Source organism: Micromonospora sp. NPDC023737 (genome assembly GCF_040639715.1).
Lineage (GTDB): Bacteria > Actinomycetota > Actinomycetes > Mycobacteriales > Micromonosporaceae > Micromonospora.
Genome location: NZ_JBFAAL010000001.1, coordinates 41,545 through 55,994, shown reverse-complemented (window position 1 = coordinate 55,994; position 14,450 = coordinate 41,545). Strand labels below are relative to the sequence as shown.

Here is a 14,450-nt window from a genome sequence, read left to right as displayed (position 1 = left end):
CATCCCGCCGGATCGGATGTGATGTTCGCCCAAGAATGAGAGGATCCATCTCGTACGGCAGTCCGGGCAGCCCGCTGCCCATCCGGCCATCCGGCGTCGGGAGGAGGCATCGCGCATGACCCGCGGTGAATTCGTCCTGTCGGCCATGATCGCCGGCCTGCTGCTGGTGGTGGCGGCCGGTCGGGAGGCGGCCGTCGAGGGCCCGCCGGCGCCGGTCGCCGCCTCGCCCGCCGCCTTCGCCGCCCCCGATCCCGGCAGCTCGGAAGAACCCGGCCCGCAGCCGGAGGCGGCCACCGCGCCCCAACCGAACCCGATCGTGGACGTCTTCGTCGAGGTCAGCCCGAGCACCGTGCAGCCGGGCTACCTGGTCGGCATCAAGGCCAGCTGCCGGGACAACTCGATCCCGGCGACCGTGGTGTCGGACGCGTTCGGTCGGGTCCAGGCGCAGCCGCAGCATGGGTTGCTGACCGCCGCGCCGATGGTGCGCGAGCGGACCTTCCCCGGCAACTACCGCGTCAAGCTCGAGTGCCGCGACGGCCAGACCGCCTCGACGATGCTCCAGGTGGTGAAGTCGGTGAAGCCCAGCCGCGGCCCGGCCACCGGGTTCGGCGGCACCGCGGGCGGCTTCCGCGGTGGCCTGCTGGTGCCCTTCGGCGTGGCGCTGGCCGTTGCCGGGCTGGTCGTCGCCCTCGTCACGCTGCGCCGGCCGCGTACCGGGCGTGGCTCCACGAGAGGCTGAGCCCGATGCCGGCCGCCCCGCGCCCCACCCGTCCGCCGGTCGGATCGCCGGCCGACCGTTCGGCGCTCGCCCAGCGGGTCTCCATCACGCACGCGATCACCGCGCAGGCGCCGCCGCCGGTACGCCCCGCTCCCGGCCGGGGCACCGGCGTCCGGGCCGCACGGCCTCGCCGCTCGCCGTGGACCCTGCCGCTGGCCGTGGTGCTGGTGCTGGCCGGGGTCTTCGCCACCGGGATGGGGCTGGGCCGCTCGGTCGAGCCCGGGGAGTGGACCGCGGGCGGTAGGGATCGGCCGGCGGGGGCCGACAGCGGCGCGATGCGGGCGAGCCGTCCGGTGAGTCTCTCGATGCCGACGATCAAGGTGTCCGCGCCGGTGGCTCCGGTCGGGCAGGCCCGGGACGGTTCGATCGCGGTGCCGCCGTTGGAGCGGCACAACGAGACCGGCTGGTACGACCGGGGGCCGACTCCCGGAGAGCCCGGGCCGGCGGTGATCGTCGGGCACGTGGACACGAAGGAGGGGCCCTCGGTCTTCTACGACCTGGGCAAGCTGAAGCCGGGCGACGCCGTCGAGGTGACCCGGGCGGACGGGTCGGTGGTGGTGTTCCGGGTGGACTCGGTGGAGCGTTTCCCGAAGGACCGGTTCCCGGCCGACCGGGTCTACGGCCACGAGGGTCCGCCGGGTCTTCGGCTGATCACGTGTGGCGGTGAGTTCGTCGGCGGCCGCGACGGCTACGCCGACAACGTCATCGCCTTCGCCTCGCTACTCACCGCCCACCCCACCCCCAGCTGACTGACCCCCGCCCCCTCCCGTTCCCGCCCCCCAATCGACCCCGTTGATCATGAAGTTATTGCCTTCGGGAGCGCTTCCATCCGGCAATAACTTCATGATCAACCGAGGCAAGGGGGTGGGGGTGGAGGGTGGGGTTAGGGGACCTGCTGGACCACTTCGAACTCGAGCAGGTTGGCGCCGGTGGCGACGGGGCGTTGCTGCCCGCCGTGAGCGGCGCGGGAGGGACCGGCGGCCCAGGCCTGGTACGCCTCCTCCGACTCCCACTTCGTGTAGACGAAGTAGCGGCTCTCCCCGGCGACCGGACGGAGCAGCTCGAACCCGAGGAAGCCGGGGGAGTTCTCGACGGCGCCGGCGCGGGCCGCGAAGCGCTTCTCCAACTCCTCGCCGGCACCCGGCGGGACGTCGATCGCGTTGATCTTCACAACTGCCATGTCCCCACCCTAACCAGCTCAGAATGTCTCGATCGTCGGCACCAGGTCGGCGTCGACCACGATCGGTGCGTGATCGGAGGGCCCCTTGCCCTTGCGCGCCTCCCGGTCGACGTACGCGGAGCGGACCGTCCGGGCGAACGGCGCCGAGGCGTACACCAGGTCGATCCGCATGCCCTTGTTCTGGTGGAACATGCCGGCCCGGTAGTCCCAGTAGGTGAACGGGTGCGGCCCCTTCATCGGCGTCGGCACCACGTCGGTGAGACCCAGGTCGCGCAGCGCGGCCAGCGCCGCGCGTTCGGCCGGGGTGACGTGGGTGGAGTGGGTGAACACGGCCGGGTCCCAGACGTCGGCGTCGGTCGGGGCCACGTTGAAGTCACCGCAGACGGCCAGCGGCAGTCCACCGGTGAGTTCCTGCTCCAGTGCGTCGCGCAGCGCGGCGAACCAGGCCAGCTTGTACGCGTAGTGCGGGTCGTCCGGCGTCCGGCCGTTGGGCACGTACACCGACCAGACCCGCAGCCCGTCGCAGGTGGCGGCGATGGCGCGGGCCTCGGGAGCGGGGAACCCCGGCTCGCCGGGGAACCCGACGGTCACGTCGACCAGGCCGACCCGGGACAGCAGGGCCACCCCGTTCCACCGGCCGTCGCTGTGGCTGGCCACCGTGTAACCCAGCTCGCCCACCTCCGCCACCGGAAAGGCGCCGTCCGGGCACTTGGTCTCCTGGAGGCAGACCACGTCCGGCTCGGTGGTGCCGAGCCAGTCGAGCAGCCGGGGGAGCCGGGCTTTCACCGAGTTCACGTTCCAGGTCGCCAGGCGCATGCGTCCAGCCTGCCGCATCAACGGCCGCTACGCCGGTCCGGCACCCCGGGTGTCGCGCTTCGCGGGGATGGCGCCGCCCTCGAGGGGCGGTGCGCCGTCGCCGTCAGTTCCCGGTGTCGTTCGGGCGGCTCTGCTCGGCCAGGAAGCGCTCCAGTTCGGCGGCGAGTTCCTCGGCCGACGGCAGCGAACCCAACTCCGGCGCGAGCAGGTTCTTCCCGCCCCGGCCCCGGGCGAACGCGTCGTACTGCTCCTCGAGCGCCTGCACGAGCGCCGCGGCGTCCTCGGTCTGCGCGACCTGGCGGTCGATCTCGACCCGGATCACCTCGGCGGCCGAGCGCAGCTCGTCGCTGGGCAGCAGCAGCCCGGTGGCGCGGGACACCGAGGCGAGCAGCACCTCCGCGGCGGCCGGGTACTCGGTCTGCGCCACGTAGTGCGGCACGTGGGCGGCGAAGCCGATCGCGTCACGACCCAGTTCACCGAGACGGAACTCGAGCAGGTGGCCGACGCCGGCGGGCACCTGCACCCGCTGCAGCCACGGCTCGTGTCCGGCGATCAGCTCGCGGCGCGTGGCGTGGACGGTCACCCCGGTCGGGCGGGTGTGCGGCACGGCCATCGGGATCGAGTTCAGCCCGACGGTGAGCCGGACGCCCAGCCGGGCGCCGAGCCCGGCGACGGCGGCCACGAAGCGCTCCCACTGCACGTCCGGCTCGGGGCCGGTGAGCAGCAGGAAGGGGGTGCCGTCGTCGTCGCGCAGCAGGTGCAGCTCGAGTTTCGGCGCGTCGTACGACTCCCAGTGGTCCTCGACGAAGGTCATGATCGGCCGACGGGAGCGGTAGTCGAAGAGCTGGTCCAGGTCGAAGGTCGCGATGGGGCGAGCCTCCAGCGAGGTGAGCAGCTGCTCGCGGGCGAGCCGGCTCGCGTTTCCGGCGTCGACGAACCCGGTCAGGGCCTGGATGAGGACCGGCTGACCGAGGTCGGGCAGATCGTCGGTGAGCTCGTAGAGCTCGTGTGGGTCGAGCACCGGTGCGGACCTCCCTGAGATGGTGCGTACGGGGCGCCGTCGCGTGCGCGGCACCCGGTTCCGGCAACGTACCCGCCATCCTGGTGCATTCCTTCGCCGGGCGGTCCGTTCTCAGGGAGTGATCAGGATCGGGCGAATACCCCTATTCCGCCGGGCGTCGGGGGGTGCTCTGCCTGTTCGGATGACTCCGACATGGGCCGAACGGCCTAGTTTAGTGATCGTGGGCCGAGGGGCGGGCGATTGCCCGCTTCCGGCCGGGCCGGTTGCGGCTGAGTCGGCCGACCGGTTCGTCCCGGCCGCGAGGTCCGTCCATCGACCGACCGGTGGCTCCCCGGCTGTCCACCGACCCGGCCCGAATCTGTGGCGAGGGCCACGAGATCACCGACGGTAATCATCGGGTACGTCTGCCTAGCCTCGGCTGATGCGTGACGACGGCACCCTCGACGAACCGAACGCCCCCCTCGATCCGAATGTTCGTACGGATGATCGGGCATCGGCCGAACGGACGATGATGCTGCGGCGCCTCCGAGCCGCCACCCCGGCCCTGCGGGCCGCCCGCGACCGCGCCGCCGACTACGCGGCACCACGCCTCCGGTCCGCCCGCGACCGGGCCCGGCAGTTCGCGACGACGCCCGGACGGGCCCGAATCGTGCTCGCCACAGGTGTCGTGTGCTGCCTCGGCCTGGCGACGTACGCGCAGGTCAATGACGACACCGCGGGCGTGGTGGCGCGGGTGGATCCGCTGGCCGCCCACTCCGAGCTGGTCCGGCGCGCCGAGCAGGAGCACGCCTCCCGGTCCCTCGACCGGTCGGCGAGCGGCCAGCCCGCGCCGCCGGCCCCGACCCAGCCGGGCGCGTCCGGCAGCCCGGACGCCGACCCGGACGTGCGGGCGATGAAGAAGCCGGCGGAGCCGGAGCCGGTGGCGGGGCTGACCCGGACGCAGATGAAGAACGCCGAGATCATCGTGCGTACCGGCCGCGGCATGGGGGTGCCGCGCCGGGGACTGGTGATCGCGGTGGCCACCGCGATGCAGGAGAGCAACCTGTACAACCTCGCGAGCGGCGTGATCCCCGAGTCGCAGCGGCACCCGCACCAGGGGCTCGGCTGGGACCACGACTCGGTCGGCCTGTTCCAGCAGCGGTCGAGCAGCGGTTGGGGGTCGGTGGACCGGTTGATGGATCCCGAGTTCGCCACCCGGCAGTTCCTCGGCGCGCTGGAGCAGGTCCCGGGCTGGCAGCAGATGCGGCTCACCGACGCCGCCCAGGCGGTGCAGGTGTCGGCGTACCCCGACCACTACGCGAAGCACGAGTGGCGGGCGAACGAGGTCGTCGACGCCATCCTGCCGACGGAGCGGTAGTCTAAGGCCACAGTGGACGGTTGACCGCCGGGCCATCCCGGGTACATCCGTTGTCGGTTCCGGGTAGACATGAGTGGGGGCTAACCGACAGGAGGACCGAGATGTCACTGTTTCAGCGGATCAGCACCTTCCTACGCTCGCCCAAAGGGCAGCAACTCGTCGCGCGCGGCCGCCGGGAATCGCCAAGCCGGAGAACCAGCGGAAGCTGAAGGGGTTGGCGGCGAGGCTCTCCAACCGCCGCTGACCCCTACCGGCCCTCCGCATCGCCCGCGTCGACCTCTCGGGAGTACCCGTGTCCGAACCCGTGCCCGCCGACGGCCAGCCCACTCCCGCACCGCAGCCACCCGCCCCGGCGGTGACCGCCGGCCAGGAGGTTCCCGAGTCGCCGCCCGCCACGCTCTGGGACCGGATGCGTGACGACCCGCAGTACGCCCCGGAGCACCTGGCGTTGGAGGCGGTGCGCCGGCTCGGGCCGGAGGCGGCGCAATGGGCCGCGCGGGCCCGCGAGGAACAGCCCGGCATCACCACCGACGCGCTGGCCGAGCAGGCGGTACGCCGATTCGTGAACCGAGCCCGGCTGTCCGGTGCGGTCTCCGGTGCCGCCGGACTGCCCGGCGCGGTGCTCGACATCGGCGTACTGGCCTGGACCCAGGCCCGCATGGTGCTGCACGTCGCGGCGGCGTACGGCGTCGACCCGCTGCACACCGACCGCGCCACCGACCTGCTCGTCCTCCAGCGGGTGCACAAGGTCGCCGAGAGCGCCCGGCTGGCGTTGGGGGTGGCCGCCGGCCGGGAGCGCGCGGGCGCCCTGTTCGGCATGCGTGGGCAGGGCCAGTTGGGCAAGGTCATGCTGCGGTTGGGCGTACGCCTGGCGCAGATGGCCGGGATACGGGCGGCCAAGCGGGTCTTCGCGAAGCTCGTGCCCGGCGCGGCGATCATCCTCGGCACCTGGGCGAACTCGTCCGCCACCAAGGATCTCGCCGAACGATCCCGGGCGCTCTACCGGCAGCACGTCAGCGGCGTTCCGGGTCCGCGCCGCTCCTGAGGGCGCTCGTCGGGCCCGGCGCGGGAGCGCCGCGGGTCAGCCGGCGAGCCCGGAGGCGTCCCAGGCCACCTCGGCGAGCCGGCCCTGACCGGCCGCGTTCGGGTGGAACCAGTCCAGCGGGTTGACCAGGTCGAGCGTGAAACGCACCCGGTGCACCGCGCCGCCGTCGTACCGGCAGCGCGACCCGTACGCCTTGCACGCCGCTGCCAGCTGACTGTTGTAGGCGTCGATCCGGGCGCGGAAGGCGGTCCGGCGGGCACGGTCGGCCGGGGCGTTCGACGTCGCGTCGGCGAGCAGTGCGGGGCAGACGCCGTGCCGCCAGGCCCGGACCGCCCGCTCGTCGGTGTGCCCGACCTCCCACAGCCGGTACAGGTCGGGAATGCTCACCACCAGTACCCGCGCCTTCGGGCGGCCCGTGCGCAGCGTCCGCAGCCCCCGGTCCACGTCGGCCCGGAACTGCCGCACCGGGGTCATGTCGTCGATGCTGGACCGGCAGGCGTCGTTGGCACCGATCAGCACCGTGACCTGGTCGGCCCGGTCGCGTACCGCCGCCCGGGCCTGGTCCTCCAGGGCGGCGGCCCGCGCCCCGGGCCGGGCGTGGTTGTACGCGCGTTCCCGGACGTCCGGGTCGCGGTCGAGCAGGCGCCGGTAGAGGCTGCGCACCCGTAGCCCGTCCCCCGTCGACCAGGAGTTGCGTTCGCAGGAGGTGAGCACCAGACACGAACCGAACCCGGTGCTGATCGAGTCGCCGAGCGCGGCGATGCCGCCGGAACCGCCGGGCTGCGGGGTGCCACGGGTCGGGCGTGGCCCCGCCTCGCCGCCACCCTCGCAGGCGAGCGCGACCAGGGCCAGGAGGCAGGCGACGGTGGTGATCCAGCGGCGAGGCATGATCCCCCCGGGTGTGCAGCTCAGAGCGACGGCGCGGTAACTCTATGCGCATCGCCGGTGGGGCCGGACTGACGCTGTCGGCTATGTGGCACATCCCGGCCGCTGCCCGGATCGATGTGGTAGCCCCGGTCCCGCGTGTCCGACGCACTCCCGGTCGGCAATCCGGGTGAGCCTGCGGGAAGCCGTGACCTCGCGAGCGCACGAGGTGGAACGCTTGGCCGGACACGCGGTGAACCCGGCGCCGGGCGGCGGGTTCCGCGCCGTGGCCGGGTGTCGAGTCCTACGGCGACCCGGCGCCGTACCCGGTCCGTCCCGCCATGAAAGAGGGTGTGTTGTGAAACTCGGCCTGCACTACTGGACCTACACCACCCCGCCGGAACCGGAGCTCATCGGATCCACCCTGGCCCGCGCCGCCGGGGTCGCGGAGGCGGGCGGTTTCGCCTCCTTCACCGTCATGGACCACTTCTTCCAGATGGAGGCCGCGGCCGGGGTCGACGAGCCGATGCTGGAGGCGTACACCACGCTCGGCTTCGTCGCCGGCAAGACCCAGCGGATGACGCTCGGTGTGCTGGTGACCGGCGTGATGTACCGGTACCCGGGACTGCTCGCGAAGACCGTCACCACCCTGGACGTGCTCTCCGGCGGTCGCGCCCGGCTGGGCATCGGCGCCTCCTGGTACGAGCGGGAGCAGCGTGGCCTCGGCGTGCCGGTGGTGCCGATGGCCGAGCGCTTCGAGCGACTCGAGGAGACGGTGCAGATCTGCCTGCAGATGTGGAGCGAGGACAACGGGCCCTTCGAGGGGCGGTACTACCAACTGGCCGAGACCCTCAACTCACCGGCTCCGCTGCGCCGGCCCCGCCCGCCGATCATGATCGGCGGCAACGGTGAGAAGAAGACCCTCCGGCTGGTCGCCCGGTACGCCGACGCGTGCAACTTCTACGGTGTGAGCGTGGACGAGGCACGCCACAAGTTCGACGTGCTCCGGTCGCACTGCGAGGCCGAGGGGCGTGACTACGACAGCATCGAGAAGACCCTCACGATGCAGGTTCATCCCCTGGACGACCCGGATGCCTTCCTTGCCGCCGCGCAGGAGTACGCCGCGCTCGGCGTGAGCGAGGTCCAGGTGACGCCGGACCGGCACCCGGTCGAGTTCGCCGAGCAGGTCGCCGAGCGGATCGCACCGCGCCTCGCCGAGATCGGCTGACGGCCGGCCAGGCCACCCGCGTTCGGCGCCCGGTCGCCCGGCCGCCCCGCGAGGCCGCCCGTGTGCCCGGCCGCGCCGCGAGGCCGCCCGTGTGCCCGGCGGCGGTGCGAGGCGGCCCGTGTGCCCGGCGGCGGTGCGAAGCGGGCCGTGCCGGTCAAACCGGTTAGCCCGGTCCGTCCCGGGGTAGGTCGGGGGAATGACGAGATCGCAGCCCCGGCGCGCCCGTGGCACGGTCGGGCACGCGTACAGCGCGCTGAACCTCCGGCTCGCGCTCGCCGGCTTCGGCCTGGTGATCATGGCCATCTTCGCCGTGCTGGCGTTCCTGGCCAACATCGTGTGGCTGGGTGTGGTCTGCGCGCTCCTCGCCGTGGTCGCCGTGGTCGACCTGGTCATCATCCAGCGTCGCCGCGCCGCGCGTCGCCGCGAGGAGCCGGGCGCAAAGCACTCACTGTTCGAGTGACAGGAGGCCGAGATGTCCATCGCCACCACCAACCCCGCCACCGGACAGGTGCTCAAGACGTACGACCCGATGTCGACCGAGCAGATCGACGCCGCGATCGGGCGGGCCGACCAGGCGTTCCGCCGACTGCACGGCACCACCGTCGACCAGCGGGCCGGGTGGATGAACGCCGCCGCCGACCTGCTCGACGCGGAGCGCGACGAGATCGCGCGCGTCATGACCACCGAGATGGGCAAGACGTACGCGTCGGCGAAGGCCGAGGTGACCAAGTGCGCCAAGGCCGCCCGGTTCTACGCGGCCCACGCCGCCGGATACCTGGCCGACGAGCCCGCCGACGCCGCCGCGGTGAGCGCCACCCGGGCCTTCATCCGCTACCAGCCGATCGGCCCGGTGCTCGCCGTGATGCCCTGGAACTTTCCGCTCTGGCAGGTGATGCGGTTCGCCGCGCCCGCGCTGATGGCGGGCAACACGGGACTGCTCAAGCACGCCTCGAACGTGCCGCAGACCGCGCTGCTGCTGGAGGACGTCTTCCGCCGCGCCGGATTCCCCGACGGCGCGTTCACCACCCTGCTGGTGGGCTCGGACGCCGTCGAACAGATCCTCAGCGACCCCCGGGTACGCGCGGCCACGCTGACCGGCAGCGAGGGCGCCGGCCGGTCTATCGCGCAGATCGCCGGCCGGGAGCTGAAGAAGACGGTGCTGGAACTCGGCGGCAGTGACCCGTTCGTGGTGATGCCCTCGGCCGACCTGGATAAGGCCGCCGAGGTGGCCACCACCGCCCGCTGCCAGAACAACGGCCAGTCCTGCATCGCCGCGAAACGGTTCATCGTGCACACCGACGTCTTCGACGCCTTCGCGGAGAAGTTCGCCACCCACATGGCCGCACTGCGGGTCGGCGACCCGATGGACGACCGGACCGACGTGGGGCCGCTGGCCAGCGAGCGTGGCCGCGACGAGGTGCACGCCCAGGTCCGCGACGCGATCGACAACGGCGGCACGGTGCTGGTCGGCGGCGAGGTACCGGACCAGGACGGCTGGTGGTACCCGCCGACGGTGGTCACCGACCTGACCCCGCAGATGCGGATGTGGCGGGAGGAGGTGTTCGGGCCGGTAGCGGGTCTGTTCCGGGTGTCGTCGTACGACGAGGCGATCGAGGTCGCCAACGGCACCGCCTTCGGACTCGGCTCGAACGCGTGGACGCGGGACCCGGACGAGCAGGCGCGCTTCGTCACCGACCTGGACGCCGGCAACGTCTTCATCAACGGCATGACCACCTCCTACCCGGAGCTGCCCTTCGGCGGGGTCAAGAACTCCGGCTACGGCCGGGAGCTCTCCGCGCTGGGCATGCGGGAGTTCTGCAACACGAAGACGGTCTGGGTGGGCGGCGAGGGCGCCGGCTCGGTCGGGCCGGCCGGCGCGCACTCCGAGTAGCGGAGGCGACCCGGCGGCCGACGAACGTCAGCTTTAGCCGGGCACCGTCCTGGGTACGGAACGTAGCCATGACGGTGTTCGGCTTCCACGCGTCCCACGAACAGATCCACCCCCGAGCTCTGCTGGATGCGGTGGTCCACGCCGAACGGGTCGGCTTCGACGCCGCCATGTGCTCGGACCACTTCTCGCCGTGGAGCGCCCGGCAGGGGCACTCCGGTTTCGCCTGGTCCTGGCTCGGCGCCGCGCTCCAGGCCACGGGGCTGCCGTTCGGCGTGGTGAACGCGCCGGGCCAGCGCTACCACCCGGCGATCGTCGCCCAGGCGATCGGCACGCTCGCCGCCATGTATCCGGGCCGGTTCTGGGCCGCGCTCGGCACCGGGGAAGCCAGCAACGAACACATCACCGGGGACGGCTGGCCGCGCAAGTCCGTGCGTGCCGCCCGGCTGCGCGAGTGCGTGGACGTGATCCGGGCGCTGCTCGCGGGGGAGGAGGTCAGCCACGACGGGCTGGTCCGGGTGGACCGGGCGCGGCTGTGGACCCGCCCGGAGCAGCCGCCCGCCCTGTTCGGCGCGGCGGTGAGCGTACCTACCGCCCGCTGGTGCGCCGGCTGGGCCGACGGGCTGATCACCGTGAACGCGCCGGTGGAGCACCTGCGCCGGATGATCCGCGCCTACCGGGACGCGGGCGGTCGGGGACCGCTGCACCTGCAGGTGCACCTGAGCTGGGCGCCCGACCAGGCTGAGGCGGAGGCCGTCGCGTACGACCAGTGGCGCAGCAACGTCTTCGTCCCGCCGGTGTGCTGGGACCTGGAGACGGCCGAACACTTCGACGCGGTCTCGGCCGACGTGCCGATGCGGCGGGTCAACCAGGTGGTCAACGTCTCGGCGGACCTCGGCCGGCACGTCGGCTGGCTGGAGGAGTACCTGACGCTCGGGTTCGACCAGATCGCCCTGCATCACGTCGGAAAGGAACAGAGTGCCTTCCTGGACACGTTCGGCGCGGAGGTGCTGCCGAAGCTGCGTGCCCGATGATCAGGCGATACTCGGTGGTTGCCTAGGCTGATGTCCCATGGAGGGACTCTTCGAGGTCGTCGTTTTCCTGGCGACCGCGACGCTCGGCGCCGCGCTGGCCCGCAAGCTCGGCCTGTTGGCGCCGATCGTGCTGGTGGTGGCGGGGCTCGTGCTGTCGTTCGTGCCCGGCTTCCCGCACGTCCGGCTCGACCCGGACCTGGTGCTCGTGGGGATCCTCCCCCCGCTGCTCTACGTCGCCGCGTTGGAGACGTCCGTGCCGGCCTTCCGGCACAACCTGCGCCCGATCCTGTGGCTGGCCGTCGGGCTCGTGCTGTTCACGGCGGTCGCGATCGGTTTCGTCCTGCACCTGCTGTTGCCGATGGTGCCTTTCGCCGTCTGCCTGGCCCTCGGTGCGGTGCTCGCCCCGCCGGACGCCGTGGCCGCGACGGCGGTGGCCCGGCGCATCGGGCTGCCCCGGCGGGTGGTCACGATCCTGGAGGGGGAGAGTCTGCTCAACGACGCCACCGCGCTGGTGCTGTTCCGGGTCGCCGCGCTGGCCGCCGTCGGTTCGGCCGTCGGCGTGGCCGAGGTGAGCATCGAGGTGCTGCGCTCGGCCGGTGGCGGTGTGCTGGTCGGCGTGCTCGGCGCGTTGCTCTTCGGGTTCGTGCACAAGCGGATCACCGACCCGCTGCTCGACAACGCGCTCTCGCTGATCATCCCGTTCGCGGTGGTCTTCGTCGCCGAGGAGATTCACGCGTCCGGTGTGATGGCCGTCGTGGTCACCGGGCTGGCGCTGGGACACAAGCTGCCGGTGCTGATGTCGGCCGCGTCCCGGCTCCAGGTGGGCGCGGTCTGGCGGCTGGTCCGGTTCCTCCTGGAGGGGCTGGTCTTCCTGCTGGTCGGCCTCCAGCTTCCGGACGTGTTGCAGGACCTGGACGAGCCGCTCGGGCGCGTCGTGGGTGTCACGGCGGCGGTACTCGGAACGCTCTTCCTGGCCCGGTTCGTGTGGCTGTTCCCGGTCACGTACCTGACCCGGCTGGTGCCGAGCGTGCGGCGGGGCACGGTGCGGAAACCGGTGAAGTATCCCCTCGTCATCGGCTGGGCCGGGATGCGGGGCGTGGTGACCCTGGCCGCCGCGCTCGCCCTCCCGCTCACCGTCGCCGGCGGGCGGGAGTATCCGCGGGAGCTGTTCATCTGGTTGGCCTTCGCGGTGATCGTGGCCACGCTGGTCGGCCAGGGCGCCACCCTGCCGGTCGTGGCCCGGCGGCTCAAGCTGCCGCCGGACGACCCGGTGCAGGACGCGCTCTCCGCGGCCGGCGTCCAGCAGCAGGCCAGCCGGGCGGCCCGCGAACGCCTGGACGAACTGGCCGGCACCGCCCCGGCTCCGGTCGTGGACCGGCTGCGCCGCGGGGTGGAGGAACGCACCAACCTGGCCTGGGAACGTCTGGGCGGCACCCAGCGGGAGACACCCTCACAGGCGTACGGGCGGCTGCGGCAAGAGATGATCGACGCTGAACGTGCGGTGTTCCGGAACGCGCGGGACACCGGCCGTATCCCGGAGGAGGTGCTGGTGCAGGCCTATCGTGACCTGGACCTGGAGGAATCGTTGCTGCGGCGGGAGGGTGACCGGTGAGCTGCGAACACCTGACCGAGGCCGGCGCGGTCCGACCTCGGAACGTGGACGAGTGCGCGGCCTGCGTGGCGATCGGCAACACCGACTGGGTGCACCTGCGTTCCTGCCTCGCCTGCGGGGAGGTCAGCTGCTGCGACTCGTCGCCGTACCGGCACGCGAGCGTGCACTTCGAGGAGACCGGTCACCCGGTCATGCGCTCGGTCCAGCCGGGGGAGTCCTGGCGCTGGTGCTACGTCGACGAGGAGATCGGCTGAGGCGTGGCCGGCAGGCCGGGTGGACGAGCCGATCCGTCGTGGCCATGCCTGACGTGTCCACCGGCGCGACGGCACGGTTCAGCGCCCGACGGGCAGGAGCCGGTCCCCGCCCGCCTGGAACTCCGTACGCCACCGCCGGGTCAGGGCATGCCGCTGGATTCGCTGTTGACGCCCGCGCTGATCGCCTGACTGTCGAGGCCGCCTTGCCCCTTGCCCCGGATGGTGCCCCGGGCCCGGAACCGCTGGTCGCGTCGGCTCCGTCGGATCGCCTGCCGGGCGACCAGCAGGGCGGCCTCCCGGCCGACCGGCCGCCGGCGCCGTCGCCGGACCAGCACCACCACCACTACCAGCGTCGTGAGAGTGAGCGCCATCGCGGCGCCCGCGAGCCACAGATATGCGTCCATGGCCCTCACGGTAGGCCCGCCGTTCACGGGGTCGACACCTCTGGTGGCGGCCCGACCGGGTGCGCGCCGGGCAGGCCGTGGTCGGTGCGGGGTGGTGCGGGCCGGGGCGACACGCCGGCGCCGGCGACCGTCGCCGCGCGGCGCGCCGGAGCCGCGCCGGACAGTGAGATTCGCCGCGCCACGCGGCGTCCCGGTGGATCTCCTAGAGACAACAGCGCCCTTCGCCTGGCAGGCTGCCACCCATGACCCTGAAGCTGCGTTCCGTGGGAACGAGCGACCGTGGGCTGATCCGTAGCGGGAACCAGGACGCCCTGCACGCCGGCACGTGGCTGGTCGCCGTCGCCGACGGCATGGGTGGCATGGCGGCCGGTGACCTGGCCAGCTCTCTCACCATCGGATCGATGGCACCGCTGGACGTGGAGACACCGGAAGACGCCCTGGTCGCCGCGTTGCAGGGCGGGATCGAGCAGGCCACCCAGCGGATCCGGCGGGCGGTCGGCGAGGATCCGGAGCGGCAGGGCATGGGTACCACGTTGACCGCCCTGCTCTTCGCCCGTACCGGTAGCTGCCTGGCGCTCGCCCACATCGGCGACTCCCGCGCCTACCTGTTCCGGGAGGGCGTGCTCAAGCAGATCACCCGGGACGACACCTTCGTGCAGATGCTTGTCGAACAGGGTGTGATCACCCCCGACCAGGCGAGCAGTCACCCACGGCGGGCCGTCGTCACCCAGGCTCTGCAGGGCGAGGACGTCTCTCCGACGTACGCGACGATGGTGCCCGCGGCCGGTGACCGCTGGCTGCTGTGCAGCGACGGCCTCTCCAACGTGGTCCGGCCGGACACTCTGGCCGAGGTGCTGGCCGGTTACCCGGACCGGGCGGAGTGCGCGCACAAGCTCATCGACCTGGCGCTGCGGGCCGGCGGCCCGGACAACGTCACCGTGGTCATCGCCGACGTCGTCGAGGAGTGAG

Annotated in this window: 16 protein-coding genes; 11 read left to right on the top strand and 5 right to left on the bottom strand. The window is 72.5% G+C overall.

The window, feature by feature from the left end; genetic code table 11:
• Positions 1-115 precede the first annotated feature (115 nt).
• Positions 116-739, top strand: a complete 624-nt coding sequence (locus tag AB0F98_RS00295) for a hypothetical protein (protein WP_357726271.1) — start codon at positions 116-118, stop codon at positions 737-739.
• 5 nt (positions 740-744) lie between these two features.
• Positions 745-1,527: a class F sortase gene (locus AB0F98_RS00290; protein WP_357726268.1), complete on the top strand. Its 783-nt coding sequence runs from the start codon at positions 745-747 to the stop codon at positions 1,525-1,527.
• 134 nt (positions 1,528-1,661) lie between these two features.
• Here the strand turns inward: AB0F98_RS00290 and AB0F98_RS00285 are convergent, their stop codons facing one another.
• The 3 genes from AB0F98_RS00285 to AB0F98_RS00275 all read right to left on the bottom strand — a co-directional run bounded on the left by AB0F98_RS00285 (position 1,662) and on the right by AB0F98_RS00275 (position 3,795).
• A complete protein-coding gene (locus AB0F98_RS00285) occupies positions 1,662-1,958 on the bottom strand; it encodes an antibiotic biosynthesis monooxygenase (RefSeq protein ID WP_355146102.1) in 297 nt (98 codons plus the stop codon).
• Positions 1,959-1,976: 18 nt separating this feature from the next.
• The gene (locus tag AB0F98_RS00280; RefSeq protein ID WP_357726263.1) at positions 1,977-2,774 is read right to left on the bottom strand and encodes an exodeoxyribonuclease III; all 798 of its coding nucleotides are present in this window, start codon (positions 2,772-2,774) and stop codon (positions 1,977-1,979) included.
• A 103-nt stretch (positions 2,775-2,877) separates the two neighbouring features.
• On the bottom strand, positions 2,878-3,795 hold the full coding sequence (locus tag AB0F98_RS00275; protein WP_357726260.1) for a PAC2 family protein: 918 nt from the start codon (positions 3,793-3,795) through the stop codon (positions 2,878-2,880).
• 421 nt (positions 3,796-4,216) lie between these two features.
• On the opposite strand from AB0F98_RS00275, the gene AB0F98_RS00270 reads away from it, so the two are divergent.
• Together AB0F98_RS00270 and AB0F98_RS00265 are read left to right on the top strand one after the other, a co-directional pair.
• Positions 4,217-5,152 (top strand): peptidase M23, encoded by a 936-nt coding sequence (locus tag AB0F98_RS00270; RefSeq protein ID WP_357726257.1) that lies wholly within the window; start codon positions 4,217-4,219, stop codon positions 5,150-5,152.
• Between the two features lie 292 nt (positions 5,153-5,444).
• Positions 5,445-6,197 carry an EcsC family protein gene (locus AB0F98_RS00265; protein WP_357726254.1) on the top strand — a complete coding sequence of 251 codons (753 nt, stop codon included), beginning with the start codon at positions 5,445-5,447 and terminating at the stop codon, positions 6,195-6,197.
• A 36-nt stretch (positions 6,198-6,233) separates the two neighbouring features.
• Here the strand turns inward: AB0F98_RS00265 and AB0F98_RS00260 are convergent, their stop codons facing one another.
• On the bottom strand, positions 6,234-7,085 hold the full coding sequence (locus AB0F98_RS00260; protein WP_357726251.1) for a GDSL-type esterase/lipase family protein: 852 nt from the start codon (positions 7,083-7,085) through the stop codon (positions 6,234-6,236).
• A gap of 334 nt (positions 7,086-7,419) precedes the next feature.
• Between AB0F98_RS00260 and AB0F98_RS00255 the strand changes: the two genes are divergently transcribed.
• The 6 genes from AB0F98_RS00255 (at position 7,420) to AB0F98_RS00230 (ending at position 13,077) form a co-directional block, all read left to right on the top strand.
• On the top strand, positions 7,420-8,289 hold the full coding sequence (locus AB0F98_RS00255) for an LLM class F420-dependent oxidoreductase (protein ID WP_357726248.1): 870 nt from the start codon (positions 7,420-7,422) through the stop codon (positions 8,287-8,289).
• Positions 8,290-8,485: 196 nt separating this feature from the next.
• Positions 8,486-8,749 (top strand): DUF6343 family protein, encoded by a 264-nt coding sequence (locus AB0F98_RS00250; RefSeq protein ID WP_357726245.1) that lies wholly within the window; start codon positions 8,486-8,488, stop codon positions 8,747-8,749.
• A 12-nt stretch (positions 8,750-8,761) separates the two neighbouring features.
• The gene (locus AB0F98_RS00245) at positions 8,762-10,180 is read left to right on the top strand and encodes an NADP-dependent succinic semialdehyde dehydrogenase (protein ID WP_357726241.1); all 1,419 of its coding nucleotides are present in this window, start codon (positions 8,762-8,764) and stop codon (positions 10,178-10,180) included.
• 68 nt (positions 10,181-10,248) lie between these two features.
• Positions 10,249-11,211 carry a TIGR03885 family FMN-dependent LLM class oxidoreductase gene (locus AB0F98_RS00240; protein WP_357726238.1) on the top strand — a complete coding sequence of 321 codons (963 nt, stop codon included), beginning with the start codon at positions 10,249-10,251 and terminating at the stop codon, positions 11,209-11,211.
• Between the two features lie 37 nt (positions 11,212-11,248).
• Entirely contained in the window at positions 11,249-12,823 is a 1,575-nt protein-coding gene (locus AB0F98_RS00235) for a Na+/H+ antiporter (RefSeq protein ID WP_357726235.1), read from the top strand.
• Positions 12,820-13,077, top strand: a complete 258-nt coding sequence (locus AB0F98_RS00230; protein ID WP_357726232.1) for a UBP-type zinc finger domain-containing protein — start codon at positions 12,820-12,822, stop codon at positions 13,075-13,077. Before AB0F98_RS00235 ends, AB0F98_RS00230 begins: the two co-directional genes overlap by 4 nt.
• A gap of 140 nt (positions 13,078-13,217) precedes the next feature.
• Here the strand turns inward: AB0F98_RS00230 and AB0F98_RS00225 are convergent, their stop codons facing one another.
• Positions 13,218-13,481, bottom strand: a complete 264-nt coding sequence (locus AB0F98_RS00225; protein WP_357726229.1) for a hypothetical protein — start codon at positions 13,479-13,481, stop codon at positions 13,218-13,220.
• 242 nt (positions 13,482-13,723) lie between these two features.
• Between AB0F98_RS00225 and AB0F98_RS00220 the strand changes: the two genes are divergently transcribed.
• A complete protein-coding gene (locus tag AB0F98_RS00220) occupies positions 13,724-14,449 on the top strand; it encodes a protein phosphatase 2C domain-containing protein (RefSeq protein ID WP_357726226.1) in 726 nt (241 codons plus the stop codon).
• The last annotated feature ends 1 nt before the right edge of the window (position 14,450 follow it).

Bases quoted from the DNA above. Each gene is read 5' to 3' on its own strand.
- AB0F98_RS00285 (WP_355146102.1), bottom strand. From the start codon at position 1,958: ATGGCAGTTGTGAAGATCAACGCGATCGACGTCCCGCCGGGTGCCGGC.
- AB0F98_RS00280 (WP_357726263.1), bottom strand. From the start codon at position 2,774: ATGCGCCTGGCGACCTGGAACGTGAACTCGGTGAAAGCCCGGCTCCCC.
- AB0F98_RS00220 (WP_357726226.1), top strand. From the start codon at position 13,724: ATGACCCTGAAGCTGCGTTCCGTGGGAACGAGCGACCGTGGGCTGATC.
- AB0F98_RS00270 (WP_357726257.1), top strand. From the start codon at position 4,217: ATGCGTGACGACGGCACCCTCGACGAACCGAACGCCCCCCTCGATCCG.
- AB0F98_RS00290 (WP_357726268.1), top strand. From the start codon at position 745: ATGCCGGCCGCCCCGCGCCCCACCCGTCCGCCGGTCGGATCGCCGGCC.
- AB0F98_RS00235 (WP_357726235.1), top strand. From the start codon at position 11,249: ATGGAGGGACTCTTCGAGGTCGTCGTTTTCCTGGCGACCGCGACGCTC.
- AB0F98_RS00245 (WP_357726241.1), top strand. From the start codon at position 8,762: ATGTCCATCGCCACCACCAACCCCGCCACCGGACAGGTGCTCAAGACG.
- AB0F98_RS00240 (WP_357726238.1), top strand. From the start codon at position 10,249: ATGACGGTGTTCGGCTTCCACGCGTCCCACGAACAGATCCACCCCCGA.
- AB0F98_RS00225 (WP_357726229.1), bottom strand. From the start codon at position 13,481: ATGGACGCATATCTGTGGCTCGCGGGCGCCGCGATGGCGCTCACTCTC.
- AB0F98_RS00260 (WP_357726251.1), bottom strand. From the start codon at position 7,085: ATGCCTCGCCGCTGGATCACCACCGTCGCCTGCCTCCTGGCCCTGGTC.
- AB0F98_RS00295 (WP_357726271.1), top strand. From the start codon at position 116: ATGACCCGCGGTGAATTCGTCCTGTCGGCCATGATCGCCGGCCTGCTG.
- AB0F98_RS00250 (WP_357726245.1), top strand. From the start codon at position 8,486: ATGACGAGATCGCAGCCCCGGCGCGCCCGTGGCACGGTCGGGCACGCG.